The 22,312-nt window shown below is 56.5% G+C and carries 25 protein-coding genes; 3 read left to right on the forward strand and 22 right to left on the reverse strand.

The genetic code is table 11. The annotated features are described in order from the left end of the window. Window positions 1–17 precede the first annotated feature (17 nt). The 9 genes from L1S32_RS07025 to L1S32_RS07065 are packed head-to-tail and all read right to left on the reverse strand — an operon-like array spanning window position 18 to window position 8,356. Window positions 18–557: an N-acetyltransferase gene (locus L1S32_RS07025; RefSeq protein WP_278154314.1), complete on the reverse strand. Its 540-nt coding sequence runs from the start codon at window positions 555–557 to the stop codon at window positions 18–20. Further along, complete coding sequence (locus L1S32_RS07030; protein WP_278154315.1) at window positions 529–1,530, reverse strand: chorismate synthase; 1,002 nt, start codon at window positions 1,528–1,530, stop codon at window positions 529–531. The genes L1S32_RS07025 and L1S32_RS07030 overlap by 29 nt, the downstream gene beginning before the upstream one ends. Further along, the gene (gene aroE / locus L1S32_RS07035; RefSeq protein WP_278154316.1) at window positions 1,527–2,909 is read right to left on the reverse strand and encodes a shikimate dehydrogenase; all 1,383 of its coding nucleotides are present in this window, start codon (window positions 2,907–2,909) and stop codon (window positions 1,527–1,529) included. The genes L1S32_RS07030 and aroE overlap by 4 nt, the downstream gene beginning before the upstream one ends. After that, window positions 2,906–4,171: a 3-phosphoshikimate 1-carboxyvinyltransferase gene (aroA, locus tag L1S32_RS07040; protein ID WP_278154317.1), complete on the reverse strand. Its 1,266-nt coding sequence runs from the start codon at window positions 4,169–4,171 to the stop codon at window positions 2,906–2,908. Before aroA ends, aroE begins: the two co-directional genes overlap by 4 nt. Beyond that, complete coding sequence (locus L1S32_RS07045; RefSeq protein WP_278154318.1) at window positions 4,168–4,962, reverse strand: prephenate dehydratase domain-containing protein; 795 nt, start codon at window positions 4,960–4,962, stop codon at window positions 4,168–4,170. The genes aroA and L1S32_RS07045 overlap by 4 nt, the downstream gene beginning before the upstream one ends. Continuing rightward, window positions 4,959–5,798 carry a prephenate dehydrogenase/arogenate dehydrogenase family protein gene (locus tag L1S32_RS07050; protein ID WP_278154319.1) on the reverse strand — a complete coding sequence of 280 codons (840 nt, stop codon included), beginning with the start codon at window positions 5,796–5,798 and terminating at the stop codon, window positions 4,959–4,961. Before L1S32_RS07050 ends, L1S32_RS07045 begins: the two co-directional genes overlap by 4 nt. After that, window positions 5,788–6,774 carry a 3-dehydroquinate synthase II gene (locus L1S32_RS07055; RefSeq protein ID WP_278154320.1) on the reverse strand — a complete coding sequence of 329 codons (987 nt, stop codon included), beginning with the start codon at window positions 6,772–6,774 and terminating at the stop codon, window positions 5,788–5,790. The genes L1S32_RS07050 and L1S32_RS07055 overlap by 11 nt, the downstream gene beginning before the upstream one ends. Continuing rightward, complete coding sequence (locus tag L1S32_RS07060; protein ID WP_278154321.1) at window positions 6,771–7,556, reverse strand: 2-amino-3,7-dideoxy-D-threo-hept-6-ulosonate synthase; 786 nt, start codon at window positions 7,554–7,556, stop codon at window positions 6,771–6,773. The genes L1S32_RS07055 and L1S32_RS07060 overlap by 4 nt, the downstream gene beginning before the upstream one ends. Continuing rightward, on the reverse strand, window positions 7,553–8,356 hold the full coding sequence (locus L1S32_RS07065; protein ID WP_278154322.1) for a 2-amino-3,7-dideoxy-D-threo-hept-6-ulosonate synthase: 804 nt from the start codon (window positions 8,354–8,356) through the stop codon (window positions 7,553–7,555). Before L1S32_RS07065 ends, L1S32_RS07060 begins: the two co-directional genes overlap by 4 nt. Before the next feature lie 321 nt (window positions 8,357–8,677). On the opposite strand from L1S32_RS07065, the gene nadX reads away from it, so the two are divergent. The 3 genes from nadX to nadC are packed head-to-tail and all read left to right on the forward strand — an operon-like array spanning window position 8,678 to window position 11,208. Beyond that, the gene (nadX, locus tag L1S32_RS07070) at window positions 8,678–9,436 is read left to right on the forward strand and encodes an aspartate dehydrogenase (protein ID WP_278154323.1); all 759 of its coding nucleotides are present in this window, start codon (window positions 8,678–8,680) and stop codon (window positions 9,434–9,436) included. 4 nt (window positions 9,437–9,440) lie between these two features. Continuing rightward, a complete protein-coding gene (gene nadA / locus L1S32_RS07075; protein WP_278154324.1) occupies window positions 9,441–10,346 on the forward strand; it encodes a quinolinate synthase NadA in 906 nt (301 codons plus the stop codon). A 7-nt stretch (window positions 10,347–10,353) separates the two neighbouring features. Further along, window positions 10,354–11,208, forward strand: coding sequence for a carboxylating nicotinate-nucleotide diphosphorylase (gene nadC / locus L1S32_RS07080; protein ID WP_278154325.1), 855 nt, complete (start codon window positions 10,354–10,356; stop codon window positions 11,206–11,208). A 237-nt stretch (window positions 11,209–11,445) separates the two neighbouring features. On the opposite strand, the gene mtrH is transcribed toward nadC, so the two are convergent. The 13 genes from mtrH to mcrB form a co-directional block, all read right to left on the reverse strand. Continuing rightward, window positions 11,446–12,468, reverse strand: coding sequence for a tetrahydromethanopterin S-methyltransferase subunit H (gene mtrH, locus L1S32_RS07085; RefSeq protein WP_278154326.1), 1,023 nt, complete (start codon window positions 12,466–12,468; stop codon window positions 11,446–11,448). 13 nt (window positions 12,469–12,481) lie between these two features. Continuing rightward, a complete protein-coding gene (mtrA, locus tag L1S32_RS07090; RefSeq protein WP_278154327.1) occupies window positions 12,482–13,222 on the reverse strand; it encodes a tetrahydromethanopterin S-methyltransferase subunit A in 741 nt (246 codons plus the stop codon). A 1-nt stretch (window position 13,223) separates the two neighbouring features. Beyond that, window positions 13,224–13,430, reverse strand: a complete 207-nt coding sequence (locus L1S32_RS07095; RefSeq protein ID WP_278154328.1) for a tetrahydromethanopterin S-methyltransferase subunit F — start codon at window positions 13,428–13,430, stop codon at window positions 13,224–13,226. Window positions 13,431–13,435: 5 nt separating this feature from the next. Further along, window positions 13,436–14,161, reverse strand: a complete 726-nt coding sequence (mtrA, locus tag L1S32_RS07100; RefSeq protein WP_278154329.1) for a tetrahydromethanopterin S-methyltransferase subunit A — start codon at window positions 14,159–14,161, stop codon at window positions 13,436–13,438. A gap of 11 nt (window positions 14,162–14,172) precedes the next feature. Next, a complete protein-coding gene (gene mtrB / locus L1S32_RS07105) occupies window positions 14,173–14,457 on the reverse strand; it encodes a tetrahydromethanopterin S-methyltransferase subunit B (RefSeq protein WP_278154330.1) in 285 nt (94 codons plus the stop codon). Beyond that, a complete protein-coding gene (gene mtrC, locus L1S32_RS07110) occupies window positions 14,457–15,320 on the reverse strand; it encodes a tetrahydromethanopterin S-methyltransferase subunit C (RefSeq protein WP_278154331.1) in 864 nt (287 codons plus the stop codon). The genes mtrB and mtrC overlap by 1 nt, the downstream gene beginning before the upstream one ends. Before the next feature lie 11 nt (window positions 15,321–15,331). Further along, window positions 15,332–16,162 (reverse strand): tetrahydromethanopterin S-methyltransferase subunit D, encoded by an 831-nt coding sequence (gene mtrD, locus L1S32_RS07115; RefSeq protein ID WP_278154332.1) that lies wholly within the window; start codon window positions 16,160–16,162, stop codon window positions 15,332–15,334. Next, complete coding sequence (gene mtrE, locus L1S32_RS07120) at window positions 16,159–17,064, reverse strand: tetrahydromethanopterin S-methyltransferase subunit E (RefSeq protein WP_278154333.1); 906 nt, start codon at window positions 17,062–17,064, stop codon at window positions 16,159–16,161. The genes mtrD and mtrE overlap by 4 nt, the downstream gene beginning before the upstream one ends. A gap of 200 nt (window positions 17,065–17,264) precedes the next feature. After that, the gene (gene mcrA, locus L1S32_RS07125) at window positions 17,265–18,971 is read right to left on the reverse strand and encodes a coenzyme-B sulfoethylthiotransferase subunit alpha (RefSeq protein ID WP_278154334.1); all 1,707 of its coding nucleotides are present in this window, start codon (window positions 18,969–18,971) and stop codon (window positions 17,265–17,267) included. A gap of 5 nt (window positions 18,972–18,976) precedes the next feature. After that, the gene (gene mcrG, locus L1S32_RS07130) at window positions 18,977–19,741 is read right to left on the reverse strand and encodes a coenzyme-B sulfoethylthiotransferase subunit gamma (protein WP_278154335.1); all 765 of its coding nucleotides are present in this window, start codon (window positions 19,739–19,741) and stop codon (window positions 18,977–18,979) included. A 12-nt stretch (window positions 19,742–19,753) separates the two neighbouring features. After that, window positions 19,754–20,380, reverse strand: a complete 627-nt coding sequence (gene mcrC / locus L1S32_RS07135) for a methyl-coenzyme M reductase I operon protein C (RefSeq protein ID WP_278154336.1) — start codon at window positions 20,378–20,380, stop codon at window positions 19,754–19,756. Between the two features lie 7 nt (window positions 20,381–20,387). Next, window positions 20,388–20,864 carry a methyl-coenzyme M reductase operon protein D gene (gene mcrD / locus L1S32_RS07140; RefSeq protein WP_278154337.1) on the reverse strand — a complete coding sequence of 159 codons (477 nt, stop codon included), beginning with the start codon at window positions 20,862–20,864 and terminating at the stop codon, window positions 20,388–20,390. 17 nt (window positions 20,865–20,881) lie between these two features. Continuing rightward, window positions 20,882–22,183, reverse strand: coding sequence for a coenzyme-B sulfoethylthiotransferase subunit beta (gene mcrB, locus L1S32_RS07145; protein WP_278154338.1), 1,302 nt, complete (start codon window positions 22,181–22,183; stop codon window positions 20,882–20,884). Window positions 22,184–22,312: the final 129 nt, after the last annotated feature.

The following is a 22,312-nucleotide window of genomic DNA, read 5'->3' on the forward strand; positions in this document are numbered from 1 at the left end:
TTTGCAGAAATACCGTTTCACCGGCAGGGTGATAATGATGAGGTTTGGGCAGTATTCAGGATCTTTTTCATAATCAGACGGTCTTCCCCTTCCCCAAAATACCCGCAAACAGTCTCTGTGACGATAAAACCAAGGGAGTCATACAGGGAGCGGGCAGGCCGGTTTTCCGGGTGTACCGAGAGGAACAGTTCCGGGATACCGGCCGCCTCAACCCGCATAAGCAGGGCCTGCATCAGGGCGCGGCCCACTCCCCGCCCGCGATGGGAGGGCAGCACCCCGAGCCGAAGGACCCATGCCGCCGTACTGCCGCCGGTGACAGGCGCACCGATGGTGTAGCCGCATACCTGACCCTCACAGACGGCACAGAGAAACGTTGACCCGTACAGGGCCCCTGCCTGCCGGATAAATACCGCACCTGCATAGGGTTCGTTTCTCCCCATCCCGTTCAGGGCGCAGGCGGCGGCAAAGTCGTCATCGGTATACCGCCGGATGATGATACCGGAGTCTTCTGTCATCGTATCCTCATCCTCACTGTGGCCGGGATGCCAGAATGACATCCTGTTCACAGAGCGCGTCTGCAAGAACAAGAGCAAGCATGCTCTCTGCAACAACTCCTATCCGCGGAACGATACAGGGGTCATGCCGGCCCTGCACCGTGACGGTAGTGTCCTTCAGATCAAGAGTGACCGTCTGCTGCGGTTGTGCGATGGAAGGGGTCGGTTTCACCGCAATCCGCACAACCACCGGCGCACCGGTCGAGATCCCGCCGAGGATACCGCCTGCATGGTTGGACAGATATCCGGCAGAGGTTATGGCATCATTATGGGCCGACCCCCGCATACGGGCCGCGGCAAACCCGGAGCCAATCTCTACGCCCTTTACCGCACCGATGGAGAACATAGCATGGGCAATCTCCGCATCCAGTTTTCCGGCCGCAGGAGCACCAAGCCCCGGCGGGCACCCGCTGGCGGTCACTTCCAGAATCCCGCCCACCGAGTCATGCTCCTCTTTCGCACGGAGGATGGTCGCCTCAAAGCGGTCCGGTGAGGACTCACCGCCGATCTCACAGATCCTGCTTTCGATGCAGATGCCCCGCCGGAGAAGCACCTGCATCGCAAGCGCTCCGGCCATCACCCGTGCAACGGTCTCCCGGCCGGAACTCCGGCCGCCGCCCCGGTGATCCCTGCACCCGTACTTCTGGTGATAGGCAAGGTCGGCATGCCCCGGCCGGGCCGTATCACGGAGGGTGTCATATGCACTGCTCTGTGCATCCCGGTTGCGCACGATCATCGCCACCGGCATACCCGTCGTCTCGCCTTCAAAGACCCCCGAGAGGATCTCGACCTCATCCGGCTCCTGCCGGGGCGAGGTCAGGGGACTTTGCCCCGGCCGCCGCCGTTCCATCAGTGGCTGCAGGTCTTCAGTGCCAAAGGGCACCTGCGGGGGGCACCCGTCAACAACCACGCCCAGCGCCGGCCCGTGACTCTCGCCAAACATCGTGCAGCGGAAATATCGTCCAAACGTATTCATCCCAGTATCTCCCGTATCATATCAGCGTCTGCGCCGATGCCGGTAAACAGGCGCATCTGTTCCTGTGCCTGATACACAAACATCTCTGTGCCACGGATACACCGGCAGCCCACGGCCCGTGCATTCCTCAGCAGCAGGGTCTCCGGCGGCGTATAGACCAGATCAAAGACCGTATGGTGCGCCCGCAGATCACCTGCCGCAAGCAGACTGCCGCCGCGCCCCTCCATGCCCACCGGCGTTGCGTTCACAATCACATCCGTCCTCTCAGGGTTATACGCGTCATGCGCACCGTATTCACACCCGAAAGAGCGGGCAATGCTGCGGGCCCGGTCCGGCGACCGGTTCAGCACAGTGACCGCCATCCCAAGGTCCTGCAGGGCATAAACTGCCGCACGGGCGGCACCCCCGGCGCCGAATACCACCGCATCACCTGGCGGGGTGCCTGCAAGCGGCTGGCGGATTCCGGTCCAGTCGGTATTTGCGCCGGTCCACCCGTCACCGCACCGCACCATCGTATTCACCGCACCGATCGCACAGGCGTCTGCTGTGATCTCATCACAGTATTGCATAACATCTGATTTGAACGGAATGGTCACGGAAAGCCCTTTCACTCCGGCCGCCCGGACCGCCGCCATGATGGCACCCAGGTCGGGCCAGTCAATACGGGTATAGACACCATCCACCCCGCAGGCGGCAAAGAGTGCGGTGAAGAGCTCAGGGCTCCTGCTGTGCAGACAGGGGCTGCCGATAACCGCAAAAAGACCGTGCAGGGGCATGCCCTCCACTCTGCAGAGGCGCTCTCCGGTCATCTCCCATTCATTCCTGTCCATCCGCGTCTGCTGCAGGAATGCGACAAGTGCCCTGCACGCCGCACCTGACTCACGCTCTTTCACAAATGCCTGAATCCGGCTGACGGCTTCAGCATGGGAGAGCGCACCGGTATCAATGCAGAAATCTGCCGCCCCCCGGTACAGCGGCAGCCGGGCGTTCCTGACAGCAATGACCTCTTCGGTGTGGGACAGACCGGTTAACGGAGGACGGGTGCTTCTGTATGTCCGGGCCGCAAGGACAGCTGCATCTGCATCCAGAAATACGGTGAGACTCCCGGCGCGGAGTGCCTGCACATTGCCGCCCGAAAGGACCGCACCGCCGCCCGTTGCAGCCACCACACCGTCCGGCGGCAGTGATCGGATGGCCGCAGTCTCTGCCGTTCGGAATGCAGATTCACCCCGCTCTGCAAAGATGGCGGGGATAGACATCCCTTCTGCCGCCTCCACCATCGCATCGGTGTCACAGAACCGATAGCCCATGGCCTCTGCGAGGAGGGCACCGATGGTCGTCTTCCCGCTGCCCCGGGGGCCGATGAGAACAACTCTCACAGGATGCCCCCTTCCCGGAGTGCGTCCCAGAATCCGGGGTAGGACTTCTGCACACATCCCGGATGCAGGATCCCCACATCACCCCGCTTCAGGGCAACCACCGCAGCACTCATTGCAGTCCGGTGATCATCCTCCGGATCGATGATGCCGCCGCCCGGCAGCCTGCCGGGGGTAATGGTGACGGCATTGTCCGACACATTCGCTGCCGCACCGCCGAGGGCCGCAATACGCACCACAGCCGCAAGCCGGTCACTCTCCTTGACACGCAGATTCCGGATGCCGGTGATGGTGGTCGGCCCGTCTGCAAAGGGTGCCACGGCGGCAAGCGTCAGGACCACGTCCGGCGCGTCACCCATGGCGGTCGTGATGCCCCGGAGCCTGCCGTCTGATGTGACCGTGACAGAGTCGGCACCTGATGTGACCCGGCACCCCATCTGTTCAAGCAGACTGAGAAACACCCGGTCACCCTGGCAGGAAGCGGGATTCAGGTGGGTGACCTCCACCGTTCCGGTGCAGACGGCCGCCATGGCAAAGAAGTACGAGGCAGAGGAGTAGTCTCCCTCCACCGTATACGATGCGGGTGCATACCCGTCCGGAGATACGGAGAAACAGCGGTATCCCTCCCTCTTTACCGGAGCCCCGAAGGTGGCCATCACCTCCGCGGTGATATCAAGATACGCCCGTGACGCCGGTTCCAGAGGAGTGGTGATCACAGACTCTGTGGCACCGCACGGCGCCGCCATCAGGGCAGACGAGAGGAACTGGCTGCTTGCGGAGGCATCAATCTCCATTTTTCCTCCCCGGAATACCCCATCCACGCAGACCGGTGGAAACCCGGGCTCCTTCAGGTACCGGATCCTCCCCCCGATGGTATTCAGCGCATCCACCAGGGGTGCAACCGGCCGCTGCTGCATCCGGGTACTCCCCGTCAGGCGTACCGGTGCATCTGCCAGAAGTGCAAGGGACACGAGCATCCGCATGGACGTCCCGGAGCTGCGGCAGTCGATAGTGCATCCCGGGGATGCGGAGAAGTTCCCTCCCGTACCCCCCACCACCAGGTCACCGGTGTCCGTAATCGCTGCCCCGAGCTGCCGGAGGGCGGTGATGGTCACCCCGGTATCCTCTGACTGCAGGGGGCTGCGGACAACAGACCTGCCATCTGCACATGCGGCCGCGATGAGCGCCCGGTGCGTATAGCTCTTTGAGGCCGGTGCTCTGATACGGGCGTCAATTCCGGAGACGGCCGACAGGCGGAGGCTCATCTCCTGCCCTCCAGCCGGCCATACCAGCCGAGATCTTTGACCGTCGCCAGTGTCCCGACCGCATCCAGTGCCTCCGGGAGACCGGGGGCAATCTCCACATCCAGGAAGAAGATGTAGTTCCCCATGCCCCGTTTGGACGGGCGTGACTCGATACGGGTGAGGTTCAGCCCGGCCCGGTTAAATTCTCTCAGGAGATCATACAGAAGCCCCGGACGATCTGCATCGGGATCGATGATCAAAGAACACTTCCCCATTTCAGGCCGTGTTTCAGGACGCTGCGCCGATATGCGAAGAAACCGCGTGGTATTGTTCTGCGTGTTCTGGACACTGCGCTGCTGCAGGGGCAACCCGGCCATACTTGCGGCGGCCTCTGTTGTGATGGCACCGGTGCCGGGATGGGAAGCGGCCTGCAGAGCGCTTGCACTATTGCTCTCGGTGTGGATGACCGGGACACCGAGAGTATCAATAAACCGCAGGCACTGGTCATGGGCCTGCGGGTGGGCATAGAGAGCGGTGATCTCTCCAGCCGGAACAGTGGCGGCAAAATGGTGGGCAACCGGGAGATAGGCCTCCCCGGTGATCACCACCGGAGCACGGGAGAGACAGTCCATCACCGGCCCCACCGCACCGGCGTCACTGTTCTCCACCGGCACGATGCCGTCGCACCTTTCTTCAGTTACCGCCCGGAAAACATCAGTAACGGTCGGAAGAAGAATGATTTCATCATCCGTAAGGGCACGCGCCATTTCATGGCTGAATGTCCCCTCCGGGCCCAGACAGCAGAGCGTCATCTCTCCACCAGCCCCTGTATCAGGCGGTTTGTCGTCTCCATGGACGCGGGGATGACCGGTGCAAAGAATGCAGCATTCTCCTCAAAGAACGCTGCAAACCCCTCCGTATCACGGGTGCAGACAATCTCCTGCAGGCGTGCTGCGGCGGCAGAGAACGCCGTCACCACCTCACGCACCGCAGGATTGTCCTGCAGAATGGGCCCATAAAGTGCCGCATCCTGTCCGAGGATTCTCCCGATGATCCCGGTCTCAATCTGATAAATCGGACTCTGGTAGCGGAGCAGTGCTTCCGGTGAAGCCCCGACCTCCCGCATTGTCTCTGCGACAACAAGCGTGGAGAAATGCATCAGGCCCTGAATGACTGCCATCATCCGGTCATGCTCTGCTGCCGTTGCAACCGTCACCCGTGCCCCCTGCCGGGAGAGGATACCCATTATCTCATCGCCAGTGGCAGGCATGCACCGGGCAGGCACCGCAATCACCGTCTGGCCCTCAAGGGACGACACCCCCGGCCCGAACATCGGGTGCAGGCCAAGGACCTGCGCAGGGGTGGCAAGCATCGCCTCCATCGCGCCCTGCTTTATTGAAGTGAGATCACAGAGGAGCTGTCCCCCCGAGAGAAAGGGTGCAATATCATCAATAACTGCCACCGTATCCCGGATTGGAACCGAGACCACCACGATCCGTGCCTGTTGTGCAAGATCGCGGGCAGACAGCGCAGTGGTGCGCCCCGAGACAATTACCCGGTAGCCTTCTTTCTCGAAGACATCCCGGAAGAACCGCCCCATCTCACCCCGGCCGCCGATGATGCCCACGGTATTGTCGTCAGGTTTCACGTATCGTCTCCTCAACAGCTACCCCGAAATGACGGCCTCCCTGCTGCCGGTGGCCGAGGACAATGTCACCGGGTCTGAGGGCGGCAACCGAGATGGCGATGCCTTTGGCGCCCACCAGACGCACGGTCTCTGCGTTCTGCAGCACAAGGGACGATTTCATCCCGGCATGCTCCACTTCGACAAGGACCATCGGCCGCCGTTCGGTCTTCACCCTGCCGACCATAGCAACCGTGGTGGACCCGTCCTCGCGGGCCACCAGCACCCGGTCCCCTGCCGTCACTTCAGAGAGGTATTTGGTCTTTCCGTCCGCCATCAGGACGTAGGCATGCACCGCACCTGCGTTCACCCGGAAGGGCCGGGGGGCGACATACGGGTTCTCCAGTGTCTCGGCCTGCACCAAAAGGAAGGCAGACGAGGTATTGCCGATGAGCATCCCTTCCCCTTCCTGCATCAGGGAGCAGGTATCCACACAGACCCGGTCACCCATAATGCCCGGAGATATGGCAGTCACCGTAAACGGCACCAGATCATAGTGGGGGGTGATGGCACGGACGCAGGCAGCGGTCCGGATGATCTCTGCCGGATCATCTGTGACGAGGCAGATGCCCGCCGTGCCGCGTTCAAGAACGGTCAGGGCCATCTGTGCCTCTTCTGCGGTGCGCACGGCGGCAATGATGCGGCCGGACTGCGAGACCAGATTCTCCAGCGGGATCACCGACCAGTCAGTGGTGGTGACAATCACCGGCGCTTTCTCTGCCAGACGGAGAGCCTCTTCCTCGCCGGCCTTGCCGTCGATACAGACTTCATGCACATCCGTTCCCGGGACCAGATCGCCGTCCGGTGCGATGACCGTCACCCTCCCGAGTGCATGCAGCGGGGCAGCCTCTGTCGCCACCAGCGCATCTGCCCCCTGCTCGATGGCAGTCGTCGCACAGTCCTTGCCGCAGGAGCGGACATCCACCCAGAATGTCTTCATACGCCGCTCTCCAGTGCGTCTTCAGGGGATACGCCCTGGTGAACCACATGCGTGATGGCGCGGATGAACCGGGCCGGGTCGTCACGCTGGAAGGCATTTCGTCCCATCGCGACCCCCGCCGCACCGGCGCCCACTGCCTCCCGAATCATCCTGAGAGTCTCCAGATCGCCGCCTTTCTCGCCGCCTGCAACCAGCACCGGCACCGCACAGGCACCGGTAATGGCCGCAAAACTCTCCGGGTCACCGGTGTAGCTGGTCTTGATGATATCAGCGCCAAGCTCTTCTGCCACCCGCACACAAAGGCCGATTGCCGCCGGGTCAGTGGGGTTGATGCCCTCACCGCGGGGGTAGATCATGACAAGGAGCGGCATGCCCCAGCGGGTGCACTGCCGGGAGATGACTCCTGCCTCCTCGATCATCTTTGACTCATTGGGGGCCCCCAGATTGATGTGAATGGAGACGCAGTCTGCACCGAGAGAGATGGCCTCCTCCACCGAACAGACCGAGACCTTGTCATTCGGGTCAGGGTTCAGGGAGGTGCTCGCCGAGAGATGGACGATGAGGCCGATGTCAGGCCCCGCCTTCCGGTGGCCGTGGCGCACCATGCCCTTGTGGAGTACGATCGCATTCGCACCGCCCTCACTCACCGCCGAGATGACCTGCGGCATATCGTGCAGCCCGTAGATCTGCCCGAGCGAGAAGCCGTGGTCCATCGGTATGATCACCGACCGTCCGGTATTCCGGTTCATGATCCGCTCCAGACGGATGGCCTTTCCAATCATATGCCCCTTCCTGCCCGGAGAATCTCTGCTGCCTCCTCTGCACTGCGGTGTTCATGGACCACCTGTGCCATCGCACGGACAAAGAGGTCCGGGTGCGGGTGCTGGAATGCATTTCTGCCGATGGAAATCCCTGCTGCGCCGCCTTCCATCGCCCCTTCGATCATCTGCAGGGTCGCAAAGTCATCCCCGCGTGCTCCGCCGGCGACCACCACCGGGACATGGCAGCCTGCAGTGACCTCACGGAATGAGTCCGGGTCACCCGTGTAGGGCGTCTTCACAATATCGGCTCCCAGTTCTGAAGCCACCCGTGCCGCATGCTTGACCTCATCGACCCCCTTCTCATTGAGCACATTCGGCCCACGCGGGTACATCATCGCCAGAAGCGGCATCCCCCATTCCATACACTCGACAGCGATTCTGCCGAGATCCTCAAGCATTCGTGCCTCAGAGTCGGCACCGATATTGCAGTGCACCGAGACACCGTCCGCCCCCATCTTCAGGGCATTGGTAACGGTGTTTACGATGACCTTGTTATTCGGGTCCGGACCCATGTCAGTGCTTGCAGAGAGATGGAGAATCAGGCCGATATCAGGCCCGCCTTTCCGGTGCCCATGCAGGGCGAGTCCGATGTGGCCGATGACCGCATTGGCACCTCCCTGTGCCACCAGATTTACGCTTTCATCCAGATCGATAACCCCTGCAATCGGTCCGCTCGATACCCCGTGATCCATGGGGACTATTACCGTCGTGCCCGTGTCACGGTTCATAATTCTTTCCAGTCGGATTTGTTTTCCTCTCATGGTAAGTATCTCCCGGCAGTTGCTGCCGAACAGAATAAAACGCACCTACCTTCAGAGAGTAAACGCAAACCGGTTAAAGATTGCGCTCACTTCGCAGTAGGGCCAAAAGAACTGATAATAACGATATGCGGAGTGCAAAAAGCCAGTGCTAAGGCCGGAAGCCATAACGGGCAATACGCATTCACCACACATTGGGGGAATATTGGACACATCTCAGATATAAAGATTTGTGAGAGGCAGAGAGGGATCAGAATCTTTATTTGCACCACCGCCATCCCCGGCAAAGAAGATAAACAATTAAAACCTATTTTTGGGGTACAGATGCGCAGGATTGGATTACTGGGGTGCGGTAATGTCGGCGAAATCATCGCACACAAACATGAGGGATTTGTTATTGCAGCCCTCCATGACGCAGTCTATGCCCGGGCAGTTGCCGTACAGGATCTGTGCGGGGCTCCGGCGTATGAGTCATTTGATGAATTCCTTGCACAGGATATCGATATTGTTGTGGAGGCCGCATCCGTCGCCGCGGTTCAGGCCCATGCAGAAGCAATTCTTCTCGCAGGAAAGGACCTGGTAATCCTCAGCGTCGGAGCCCTCACGGATGAACCGTTCAGGGACCACCTGAAGGCATGTGCAGCAAAGACAGGCAAAAAAATATACATCCCCAGCGGTGCTATCACCGGACTTGACAACCTGAAGGTCTGCCAGATTGCAGAGGTAAGTAAAATCCTTTTGCGGACCACAAAAAATCCCCGGTCACTGGGCATTGAGGCAGACAAACCGATGCTCCTCTTCAAGGGAACCGCACGCGACTGTATTCGCCGGTATCCGAAGAATATCAATGTCGCTGTTGCCATTGAACTTGCTTCAGGCCATGAAGCAGAGGTTGAACTCTGGGCAGACCCCAACACTGACCGCAATACCCATGAACTGTTTGTCGAGGGCGAATTCGGCGATATTACCATCACGGTGAGCAATCGCCCCAGTCCTGAGAACCCGGCAACCAGTTATCTTGCCGCCCTTTCCATACTGTCATTGTTACGCAACCTCGACAACCCCATTCAGATAGGGACCTAGAACCATGTACACTGACCAGTTAAAACGTATTGAACAACTCAAAAAGGAAAACAACGCGATCATACTTGCCCATAACTACCAGCCCCCGGAGATACAGGATGCAGCGGATATCATCGGCGACAGCCTGGAACTGGCTGTGAAGGCCCGTGAAGTCACAGAGGACACCATCGTCCTCTGCGGGGTCCGGTTTATGGCAGAGACCGCAAAAGTGCTCAACCCGGAGAAGACCGTCATCCTCCCTGCAGCTGATGCAGGATGTCCCCTTGCAGACTTCCTCACTCCGGAGATGGTGCGGGAGGCGCGCCTCGCCCACCCGGGGGCAGCAGTCGTTCTCTACGTAAACAGTGACACCGCAGCAAAGGCAGAGGCGGATATTGTCTGCACCTCAGCAAACGCAGTAGATGTGGTGCGTTCACTCAAAGAGACGACCATTCTCTTCGGCCCGGATTCAAATCTGGCAGATTATGTCGCATCACAGGTGCCTGAGAAGGAGATCATACCGCTGCCGAAAGGCGGACACTGCTATGTCCATGCACTTTTCACCTGTGATGACGTCATCGCAGCAGCAGAGCAGGGCTGTATGACGATCTGCCACCCGGAGTGCCGCCGTGAGGTCAGGAGAGGCGCCGATGTGGTGGCATCAACCGGCGGCATGGTGAAAATGGCACAAAATGCAGATTCATGGATGCTGCTCACCGAAAAAGGGATTGCATACCGGCTTGAAAAACTCTACCCGGAGAAGACATTCCTCGTCCGGGAAGACGCAGTCTGTGCCGACATGAAAAAGATAACCCTCGATTTGCTGGAGCGCTCCCTCATCACCGGTGAGTATGCAGTACAGCTCCCCACCGATCTGATGGACCGGGCACGCGTCCCCATAGAAAGGATGATGGCACTCCGGCGGAAATAACAGAATCATGGCACTTCGGGAAGACCTCCTCAGATACCTGAATGAAGATATTCCGTACGGTGACGTCACATCGCGGGCAGTGATCCCGGACCGCAGGTGCATGGCCCGCATCACCGGCAAAGAAAACGCCGTTATATCCGGCCTTGCCGAAGCAGAGGCCATCTGCACCTACTGCGGCATCACCTTCACCCGAAGGGTTTCTGAAGGTGCAGAGATTCAGCCGGGTGCCGTGATTGCCGAACTCGAAGGGACGGCATCAGCAGTCCTGATGGTGGAGCGCACCATCCTCAACCTGATGAGCAGGATGAGCGGAATTGCGACGGCAACCCGGCGGGCGGTGCTGGCAGCAGCAGCGGCAAATCCTGCGATCCGTATTGCAGGCACCCGCAAGACCGCACCCGGCCTGCGCCTCTGCGACAAGCAGGCGTTAATTACCGGCGGCGCTGACCCGCACCGCATGAGCCTCTCTGACATGATCCTCATCAAGGACAATCACCTGGCACTGGTGCCCCTCAAAGAGGCAGTCCGAAAGGCACGGGCATACAGCAGGTATGTCAACGTGGAGGTGGAGGTGGAGACGGCAGAAGATGCACTCATCGCCGCACAGTCAGGGGCAGACATCATCCTCCTTGACAATATGCTCCCGCGGGAGGTGCAGGGCGCACTTGACCTCCTCACCGAACATACCCTGCGCGAACGGGTGATTATCGAAGTTTCCGGCAACATCACGCCGGAAACCCTCGAGTCCTATGCCGTGCTCGGAATTGATACCATCAGCATGGGAAGCCTTACCCATACGGTAAAAAACATTGATCTTTCTCTTGAAGTAAAGGGTGCCGTGAACACGGTCCGAATTTTCTAAAACGTTATTTTTCCTGCATTTTTCCGTTTTTCACATGTACTCAGCGTCCGGGACTCTGTCGGGCGGTGTATTCATACCGATGCTGAACAGACCCGGATCACAAATCTCCGGTCATGATGCCGGGCGACAGAACACATACAGCGGAAGATGAAGATTCACAGACGCATTGTCAGAAGCTTTGCGCCGCTGTATCGTCCAGGACGGCACACACGACAACGAACAAAAAAAAGTATTGGGTTAGACCAGCTTGAAGAGCGGGTGGTCCTCTGTTGCGACATCCACGCCAAGCTCTTTTGCTGCTTCAGCAAGGACAATATCGGTGAATGCGATTGCAGTGGATGCTGCTTCACAGTTCTCGATAGGTCCGTACATGATAAGGTCTGCACCAAGGGTTGCTGCCATGATGTTACATCCGATATCAGGAGCGGACCATGCGGCCTGCCGGATACCTTCAATGCCACCAAAGTGGTGATGTGCCATCTGCTCAAGAAGAAGGTCCTTGCCCTCGTACTGGCTTGCAAGAACGCTCTTTCTCCAGCGCTTTAACCATGTCCAGGAGACGGTCATGTTGTGGTATGCACCACCGGTTGGGAGACCATGGATTGCCTTGCATGCAAGAATCTCACGGAATGAACCGCCTGACCCGAGACCGAGCGGTGTTGCTGCGGTGTCGAGGATAGGCCGGGTAATGCCGCACTCTTCTGCGATTGCAAGCATGGACTTTGCCTGACCAGCGACGCCACCCTCGGAAAGCACTGCCTCACGGCCCTTTACGGTTGGGTCGCCGGGGTTGAATGCCAGCACAATTGCTGCGTTGACGTCACTGTTCTTGAGTGCCTCAATGTTCTCCGGAAGGATTGAACCATTGATTGAGTTGTAGATGGCACGGTCTGCCAGTCCGACCTCGGTTACGTACTCACATGCGTGAGCAAGTGCCGGAGGCATGGACGAGTCCATAAGGAATGCCGTCTTGTTGTCAATGGAGTCAAACCATGAGAAGTAGCTCTCAAAAGCCTCTCCTGATTCAGAGATGATCTGGATGAAGTGTTTTACACCAGTCTGGTCAGAAAGTTCCTGACACCTGTTCCAGAGCGCCTCTGCGCGATCCTTGTCAATTACGCCCTTTTCATCGTCAATAACAGTCTCGTGCTTGTTATAGAAGATAGACGCACCGAGAACCCGGGGATATTCTCCGGGCTGCCCGCCAATCTTGGTACCGTTGAAATCGAATACCGCCTGTTCTTTCTCGAATTTGAACATTTTTTCCCCCTCCTCAGATAAATCCGCCTAACTTGGGGAGTAATACCAGTAACATCATGAATACAATCAGACCAGCGACAAGGCCATAGAGAATGCCGATGTCGCGGCCGACCTTACGGCCATAGCGCTGAGCAAGTTCTGCATCTGCGAACTCCAGTTTCGTCTCGATAGCATTGAGTTTTGCCTCAATCTCAAGGAACTGTGGGTTTGCTGTTGCAGAGACGGCACCGCCGGCACCGCCTTCATCACCGCTGACCTCGACAATCATCGGGTCTGCACCGAATGCACCGGGGTCTTTCCCTGCGCACTCGTTGATCTTTGCGGTGATCGCGCCCATGTCTTCGCTTTCCATGATGTCGATAATTTCGACCTGCTGCTGGAAGCGCTCGATTGCGGCTGCGTCAAGGTTCTCGATGAATGCGATAGCACCCTTGGAACCGACGATCTTACCGCCCTCGACACCATTTTCGTGCAGGGCCTTCAGTGACTGGGCCGAAAGGTGACCCTTCACTTCGGTTCCGCAGAAAACGACGAAACGGATGTTCGGATTCGAGATGGTGTTTGCAATCAGCTTCTCAAGCCCGAGGTTCTCTGTCTTACAGGAACCACAGATCGCAGCGCCTGCGTCACAGATACCCTGTTCGTCAAGGTGAGACCCGAACGTACAGACTGCAACACAGCTCTCTGCATTGCCGGAGTGATAGTCACCCTGGATAACTGGCCAGCCTGATGCCGGGGATTTCTTATCTGCCATTTCAGATACCTCCCATCAGCAGTACAGGGACCATCACAAGGACGACGGAAACAATCAGACCGACTGCAAAGCCCATGATACCGCTGGCACTAATTGCAGAGTCAAGCTTGTTGGTACGTGCAAGAATCTGCCCTTTGTACGTGATTTCTGACATAATGTCATCAATCGCTGCAGTACGGATTGTTGTGGGTTGTTTTTCATCTGTCACTTATTTCACCCCATCAGAAGGAAGCCCAAAAGGACAAACGATATGATCAGTCCGATCATTACTCCCTCGACTTTACCGGAATACACACCCGCTGCATAGCGGTTGCGGTATCCCATGTCGGTGACCATCATCTGGATGATTTTCATCCGGGCGTGGATCAGGGCAAGTTCAGAGGACATCTCAGCTTCGACGCCTTCTGCACCGTCTCCTGCACCGCCTTCATCACCGCTGACCTCGACAAGCATCGGGTCTGCGTCGAATGCACCGGGGTCTTTCCCTGCACACTCGTTGATCTTAGCGGTGATCGCGCCCATGTCTTCGCTTTCCATGATGTCGATAATTTCGACCTGCTGCTGGAAGCGCTCGATTGCGGCTGCGTCAAGATTCTCGATGAATGCGATAGCACCCTTGGAACCGACGATCTTACCGCCCTCGACACCATTTTCGTGCAGGGCCTTCAGTGACTGGGCCGAAAGGTGACCCTTTACTTCGGTTCCGCAGAAAACGACGAAACGGATGTTCGGATTCGAGATGGTGTTTGCAATCAGCTTCTCAAGACCAAGGTTCTCGGTCTTACAGGAACCACAGATGGCAGCGCCTGCATTGCAGATACCCTGTTCGTCAAGGTGAGACCCGAACGTACAGACTGCAACACAGCTTTCTGCATTGCCGGAGTGGTAATCGCCCTGGATAACTGGCCAGCCTGAGGCCGGTGATTTCTTATTTGCCATATTCTATCACCTCATAAGAATCCAAACGCGACTATCCCCGCGATGAAAAGTCCGACCGCAAATCCATACCACATTGCCGTGACACCACCTGCATAGAGCAGGGCTGTACCTCTGCCAGGGAAGGATGCAAGGAAGTCACCCTCTCCGGAGAGCATGTTAACGATGTCATCAGCAACCTTGTCGAGTTTCTCGACACGCTCAACCACCGGACCGAGGGATGCCCCTGCAGTGGTCACAAGACCGATCATGGGGTCAGCGACGAGACCATACTCAGGCAGTACCTGGATATATCCCATTACTGTTCACCTCCGACTTCACGGATAGGCTGTGCGTCAAGCCATGCAAATGCGTCACGCTTCGAGAGCTTAATCAACTCACTGTAGGACCATCCCCAGAGGATGATTGAGATAGCAAATGAGATGACAACTGCGGGAAGTGAGAGGAAGGCGAGTGACATGACTGAAACGCCGATCATGCTCAAAAATCCGCACTCAAGTGCGCACATCTGTGTGCGGTCCCATGATTCGTTGGGGCCGAGACATGCATTGAACGGGTGCTGGATAGCAATTGCGCCGAGCATGAAGATTGTTGCGAGCACACATCCACCGATAACAGATGCTGCGTAGCTTGCAATTTCAACACCAAAGACTGATGTTGCACCGGTGATGAGGTCTCCGAAGGAGAACGTACCTGCAACCATTGCGGTGAAGCCGAGCATTGTCAGTGAACCGACAACGGTAAGCTCTGCAATCATGCGGGTCATGACCGGGATGTTCATGTTGAGAACCTTGTCTGAGATGAATCCGAGGATTGCTCCGAGGATTGCTGCAACGATGACACAGCCGACAGGCACAAGAAGTGGACTGATTCCGGCGAGTTTTGTTGCAAAGAGCATGGCAACGACACCGGAACCAAGCGCGATCATACCCGCGGATGGCACACCGGTACCAAGACCATAGCTGCAGAGGTTCTTAATTGAGTCTGTACCCCACCAGAGTGCGATGACAGCTGCAAGTCCGCCAAAGAAGGCGAATACTTCGGTTGACATCAGGGTGTTGAGGTAGACCAGATAGATACAGACCAGTGCGCCAATGAGCCCGATACCAAGCATGGTATTGTGGTCCATTCCGCCTTCTGATGCTTCAATTTTAACTGACATTCTCTAACACCTCAGATTACCACCAGAAGAATAGCAACAAGACCGCATGCTGCACATGCTGCAGACGATCCGATTACTGCACGGGGCCATCTCTTGAACTTCGGGTCGTGAGGACCTTCGATTGTACCGGTAATGTTGTACGCGGTAAGCACTGCTGCTACAAGGAACATACCAACCGCAAAGATACCTGCAAGGGATACTGCAAGTGTGGTCATGCCCTCAGGGGTCATGCCAAGGAATGACGGAAGTGCTTCCTCATAGACGGAGAGAAGTTCGAGATAGATGAGCGTACCGCCCATACCACCGAAGATACCACCGAGTACACCACCAACGTAGGAGATGAACGGCAGTCCGTGACCCTCTGTTCCCTGAGATTTGTATGCAGGGAAGGTGTCACCGGTGATGGGGTCTTTGTCTATTTTACCTGATGCAGCGGGGATACCCATTGCATAGACATAGACAACGTTCACCATCAGACAGGTAATTGCCATCAGGAGACCGCCGCCCATTGCGCCTGCACCGAGTGCAACCCAGATGCCCAGCTCAGCTGCCCATGCGCCTCCGAAGAGACCTGCAAGGCCACCACCGGCAGCGAGCATTGCCACACCGGTAGCGATACCGGGTGCCTGGCCCATTGCTGCTGGTGCACCACCAACCGGCACAAAGTGCACACCAAAGGAGATGAGCACGCCGCCGATGATGACGCCGATGAGAGGGATGAGTGCTGCAGGATAGAGAGCATAGATGATGCCCACTGATACAAGTACGATTACAAGTGCGATTACAGATGCAGTCGGGTTAATACCCTCTCCGCCAGCTGAACCGCCGCCTAATGCACTCATGCTGTTGCCTCCTCTTCAGTTTCTGTTGTATACGGGCCGTAGGTCTTGCGTGCCCATGTCTCGACAAAGCGGTCGATGACCATGAAGACGATGATGATTACGGCACCGGCGATCACTGCTCCCCAGCCTGCTGCGAATGGCTCGAAGAGAATGGTACGCCATAATTCGAAGAACACAATAAGACCGAAACAGATACCGGATGCGGGACCTGCTCCCTTGGATGTGAACCATCCATTGTCAAGTGAACTTCTCTGTCCTGCCTCTGCATACCGGACAATGTCACCGGATGCGGAGATAGGTAACCCAGCTCCGAAGGCATACTTCTGGTACTGACGTTCTTTTCCATAGAACGGGTTACCAGTTGCAGACCCTGCTGCTCCCAGTGCGATACCCCATACGATACCCATCAATGGCAGGGGGAACGGATGTCCCAGTGCCTCGATGATGAGGAAACACATAGTAACAGTGGTGAAGACCGCAACGAATGCGTGGGCCATAGTCACAGTTGTAACCGATTTTAATATATCGATATAAACTGGCTGTTCAAATTTTGCGAGACTTGCCGTACGACCGAGATATGCAGTCGTGGCGTACACGCCCTGCACAAAGACTGCGACCGCAGAACCAATGATGAGAGCAAGAATCGCATTGTACTGAATCGCCATCAACGCCCAGGCAATTCCAGCAGCTAATGCCACCCATAGACCGTACGCAGGGGGTTCACCGGATACTGCTTTGTTGTAGATCCTGTGAATATACCCCATCTGCGGAGCCAGCTGAACCTGTGAGTTCGGGTCACCCTGTGATCCGATATCAGATTCAGTGTCCTCCGCAGCGCCAGCCACAGTAGCAAGAGCGCCGGCTAAAGCGCTGATACCGATGCCAAATAGTATTTCTTCCATTCAGGCATCCTCCTGTGTGCCAAAGCACCAGAGTAACACGTTACACAAACCCTTTTTGGTTCAATTAAACCTCGATAGGGATTTTATTAAAGGTTTCGAAAAAAAGAGAATCACTATTTTACGATAGAAACGGAATGCAGGCTACGTTGCAAAATTAGCACCTGCTTGCTTTTGTTAATGAAAAAAAAATTGGGTTGATCTTACCGTGCCGGTATGATCAGTGAGCGCTCGCCTGCTGGCTTGAACTCGCGGATTGCACCCTTTGCGAATTCGCGGCGGGGTTCGGAGAAGTCGAATGTGAGTGACGGATCTGCGAAACAGATCTTGATCAGTGGGTCGAAGCAGAATGCGTCGCCGCGTCCGTAGTGCGCACCACCGACGATAGCTGCGTATTCTCCCTGGTGACCGACATTCATTGCGTAGTTTGGATAGTTTGGTCCACGGAGTTCGCCCATCAGACCGCGGTCAGGCTCCATTGAAAGGGAGTTTGCTGAACCACACTGGTCCTGAAGATCGTAGCCGAAGAAACCAAGACGTGACCAGCCTTCCTTGTGCATAAGCATGGAAAGGTACCATCCGTTCAGACCGGCATTGGAGTTTCCGGTACCGATGGAACAGGTCAGACCACAAGCTGCTGCAAGGACACCAGCACGCTGTGAACCACCGAAGTGGTCTTCCATTGCGGTTGGGTACTGCTCGTACTGCTCCATACCGTTGAGGTTGACCTCGGTTGTAAGATCGTTGACGATCTCCTGGGTTGGAGTGATGGTTGCTGCGGGGTCTGGGTTGGTGTAGTCGAAGCCGTACTTGTCCTTCAGGTAGTCCATACCGTAGTAGGTGTACTCGTCGAGGATGTTGTCGGTGTATGCTGCAGTTGCATACTGTGTGAAACCGACACCACCGGACATGTAGGAACCGAGCCAGATCTGGTCGAAGAGCATGGTACCTGCACCGACAACCTCAAGAGCTGCACGGGCGGGGTCGTTCGGGTATTTCCGGTTTGCCTGGACAATATCGGAGAAGACACCGAATTTGATACCACCGGGCTCGTTTGGACCACGTGCACGGCGTGCCGGAAGGATGGATGCCATCTGTGAGACACCGGCGTGCTTTGCGGCGAATGAAAGGTCAGCGACTGCTGCTTCACCTGCACACATTCTGTATGCTGCGATGAAGGACATACCGATCTGCATAGCGGACCATCTGGAGGTGGTTCCACCATCACAGGTACGTGAGACAATGGTCGGGATGTGGATTGCCTGGTACATCGACTTGCCAACCTGTGCCTTCAGGACTTCTGCCTGTTCGGATGGGAAGAGCTTCTCGATGTTGATCAGGAACTGTGGCTCAATGTCATCTGCCATTGCGTCGTCGCCAGTGAATACCTTACAGTAACAGTCATCGACAAGGCCCGGGTGGGTCTCGACCATGTGTTCCTGAACCACTGCTGCACCAGGCATTGCGTGATTGAGGATGTGGAGGTATTCGTTGATGGTCTCAGGGGTAACTTCCTTACCGAGACGCTTCTGGAGGGTTGCGTGTGCAAGATCCATGCCGACAACGACAGTACGGCGGATGTCATCCCACATCTGCTGCATTGCAGCGTTGTTGACGAAGTGGAGGTCATCACCCTCTACGAAGACACCGGTGTTGGAGACTTCGTAGGTCATGAGCTGTCTCTGACCCATTGGCATACCACCAAGGTGGCAGTGCTCTGGATCATACATGGAGATACCGCGCTCCATCTCGATGCCCTTTGCAGCCTTCATGAATTCCCGCTTACGGGGAGACTGGCGGACACCGTTGAAGTTGTAGAACGTGGTCTTTACGGACTCAGGATCCTGGCCCTGGAACTTCTCTTTGAGTGCGTCAAGGAAAAGCTTCTGTGATCTCTCTATTTTTGCCATTAAAATCACTCCTCAACCGGCATGAAGCCGTATTTGGTTCTCAGTGAGTGGACACGGACGATGTATTCAATGTACTCCTCGTCATCACGGTATGATGTACCGACGAGTGAGTGGAAGATGGTCGAGTGTGCCTTGACCCATGCGTCGTCGAGTGGCTTGCCGACTGAGACTGCACGGTCCAGGGGTTCTCCGATCTGGTCTTTCACGTAGATAACGACACCATCGTCACCAAGGACGCACCTCTGGAGCATGTCGAACATCAGGCCGTCTTCTGCAAGACGGAGTGAGTGTCCGTGCACAGTTGCGCCACGGATGCTGGTGAGAGCGGGCTCGAACATTTCGGTCTCGAGGAGCCACTTGGAGTATGCTTCGAGGTCACGCTCACGGCACTCGACGATCTGACGACCGGAGAGTGTACCGGGGTCGATGCCACGGAAGCGGTATGATTCAACGTAGGTACGCTGGTACGGCTGGGAAGGACCGTTGAACATTGAGTCAACAAACTGAATGTAGCGGACACGGTCTCCTGCCTTTGCACCCTCGGTTGGTTCCACAATCTTGCGGATTGGGCAGTCAGGTTCCTGCTGCTCTGCAAGTGGTGGGTGTGCAGTTGGATATGCGGAACCCGGTGCACGGTGACCGAGGACCAGCACAACATCTTCATCAGTTACATCGCGAACTTTGTCAAGTTCGACGTTCGGGTTCATCTGACGGCGCCTGTTTTCGGCGACGATAGAGGTACCCGGACCATACTGTGGTGTGTATGCCATATTATTTTCACCTCAAGTTGGAGTTTTCATTTCTTTCAATACTGCCTGAACAACTTCAGCCAATTTATCCCGCGGCGGGGTCTGACCTCTGGTCACACCGCTGACAATTGCAGCCACCTCACCCTTTGTCCGGATGCGCTCCGGTGGCGGCATGACAAATGCGGTTTTGACACCGACTTTTGCGAGATCTTCATAGTCTATTGGTGCCTGTGAGACAACAACAGCGCGGACATTTGCCTGTGAGAGAATAAAACGCACCTTCTCCACCACATGGGAACGTACATTCCCGTGGTGCAGAACTGCCACTTTATGCTGCTCAATCTGCGATACCTCTTTTCCTGAAAGGCCGAAATATGCCCCCAGGACAGAACCGGCAATCTTCGGAGCATCGGAAGGAACGCCGCTTCCGGCGTTGAGCACCAGGGTGCTTACGGAAAATTCCACACCCTCCCTCCTCAGGGCGGACGTGATATCGCACACCGGCTTCGTCACATGGCGCCTCCCCGGGGACATACCGACGACAATCACATCAGGATGGCGGCACTCTGAAATCGTGCCCCGCTGGGCAAGGCCTCCGCCTTTCCCCATCCCCATGGACTCGCGGCAGTCAACAACCTGGGTTATGCGACCAATCGGCATGTGAACCTTATCTTCCCTGAATAATTACCGGCCCTTCTTTGTTGCGCGGATCCGTGAGGCCTAAAAGGCTTGGATCAACGTTCGGACCGTATTTGGCATAGTCTGCAACCGTTGCCTGGGTTCTCATGTACTTCTTCCCGGTCTGGAGCTGATACGGAAATTTCGTGAAAAACCTGTCACATAGTGCCCGGATTTCTTCAATTACACTGTCATCCCGCACCTCAAGGATAATAGTCCCTAACTGAACACGGAGTTCAAATTCAGACCCCTTAACCGAGATGACCCTTCGGTTGGTATTGGGGTTGGGTTTCCCCCGTGCAGGTCCGTAGGGGACCGTACGCGGGAGATTCGGACCATTTATCATCATCCGGAGTATTCCGGGGATAGTCACCAACTCATTGAGCAGCAACTCCGCGGAATCCGGTTTGAGCATGCGGAGGGGTGTGATCCGGCACTGGGGGTAATCAACGACAGCTTCAGTCATTCAAATCAGTTCTCTGTTCAGACACCGTCTGCGATATTCTGGATCGGTTTGTTGAACACGTCAATCTGGCCGTATGTCTCGCCCATGATAGCGGAAGTGCCCTCTGGGGTGAACATCTGTGTACCTGCATCAAGTGCACATGCTGCAACGACACACGGAATTGCACAGCCATTTGCGTGGCGTGTTACGACGTGGTTACCGTTAAAGATACCAGGACCACCGCCACCATAGATGGAGTGGCTGAAGAATGAGAAACCGACAGCGGTTCCCATTACACGACCGAAGTCGGTGCCGGGGAGACCGGTCTCGTGCTCAAGCAGATCGTTGAAGTACAGGAGAGTCGAGGAGACTGCCTGTGCGAAACGTCCTGCACCACAGTTCACCATGGTTGCTGCCATGGTACCTGCTGCTGCATATGCGTTCCACATCATGGGGTCTTTGGTGTCATAGAACTGGAAGTAGCTGCCCTTCTTGCCTGCAACGATGACCTTGTCTTCGATTGCACGCTCAACAAGGGACTGGACAACTGTACCGATGGTACCGGTCTGGCCGTTCTCTTTGGTGAGGTCGTAGACGAGGTTGTTTGCATTGAGGCCCTGGTATGCGTACTGCAGAAGCATGTGGCGCTCGAATGGGCCGATTGCGCCTCCCATCTCGAACTCTCCTGCGGTCTCGAGGGTTGAAGCGAGTGCTGCACCCTGCATTGCATTCCGTCCGGTCATCATAACGAAGTGGTTGACACCGATGTTACGAAGTGCAAAGCCGATACCCTCATTGTTCTGTGGAATGCTGAGAACAGAGCTTACGCCTGCGCCTGGCATGTCCATTGTGTGGGGGTATCCGCCCCAGGCTGCTGCCTTAACGGTGGATGCATTGAATGCATCAATGTTGAACTGGTCAACAATTGCGTAGGTGGTTGCTGCTGCTACAGCTGAGATAGCTGCATCATAGGTTCCAGCTGCATCAAGGCGTGCTGATGGGACCTCGACGAGAAGGAGGTTTCCACCCTTGTACTCGTGAACGACTGTGTCGCCGCCCTCAACGTCAACCATCTCTTTGATCTTTGCGATGATTGCGTCTTTGTTGTCCATAATCGGCAGGTCAAGTTCACGACCGAGGATGACACCCTTGCCGAGTTTACCGGCTTTGAGGCCGCCCTGAATGCCGCCGAGGTTGACTGCGATTGACCTCTTGGTGAGGTCGATGATCTTCCGTGATGCCGGGTTGACGAGCGGGCTGATCTTGTCGAGAGCAACGCCACTCTTCAGAAGTTTTCCGTCATCTGAATAGAGATCGATAGTGTCGGAATATTTTGCCATTTATTTTCCTCCAATTACCCTTTTTGTGCAATGCGTTTCATTTTCTGAACAAAGACAGGATAAAAAATCCTGACGGAAATCGATGATAGTAACTACTGCACGTCCCCGCATGGGACAAGGAAGATATAC

This window comes from Methanogenium sp. S4BF (assembly GCF_029633965.1).
Classification (GTDB): domain Archaea; phylum Halobacteriota; class Methanomicrobia; order Methanomicrobiales; family Methanomicrobiaceae; genus Methanogenium.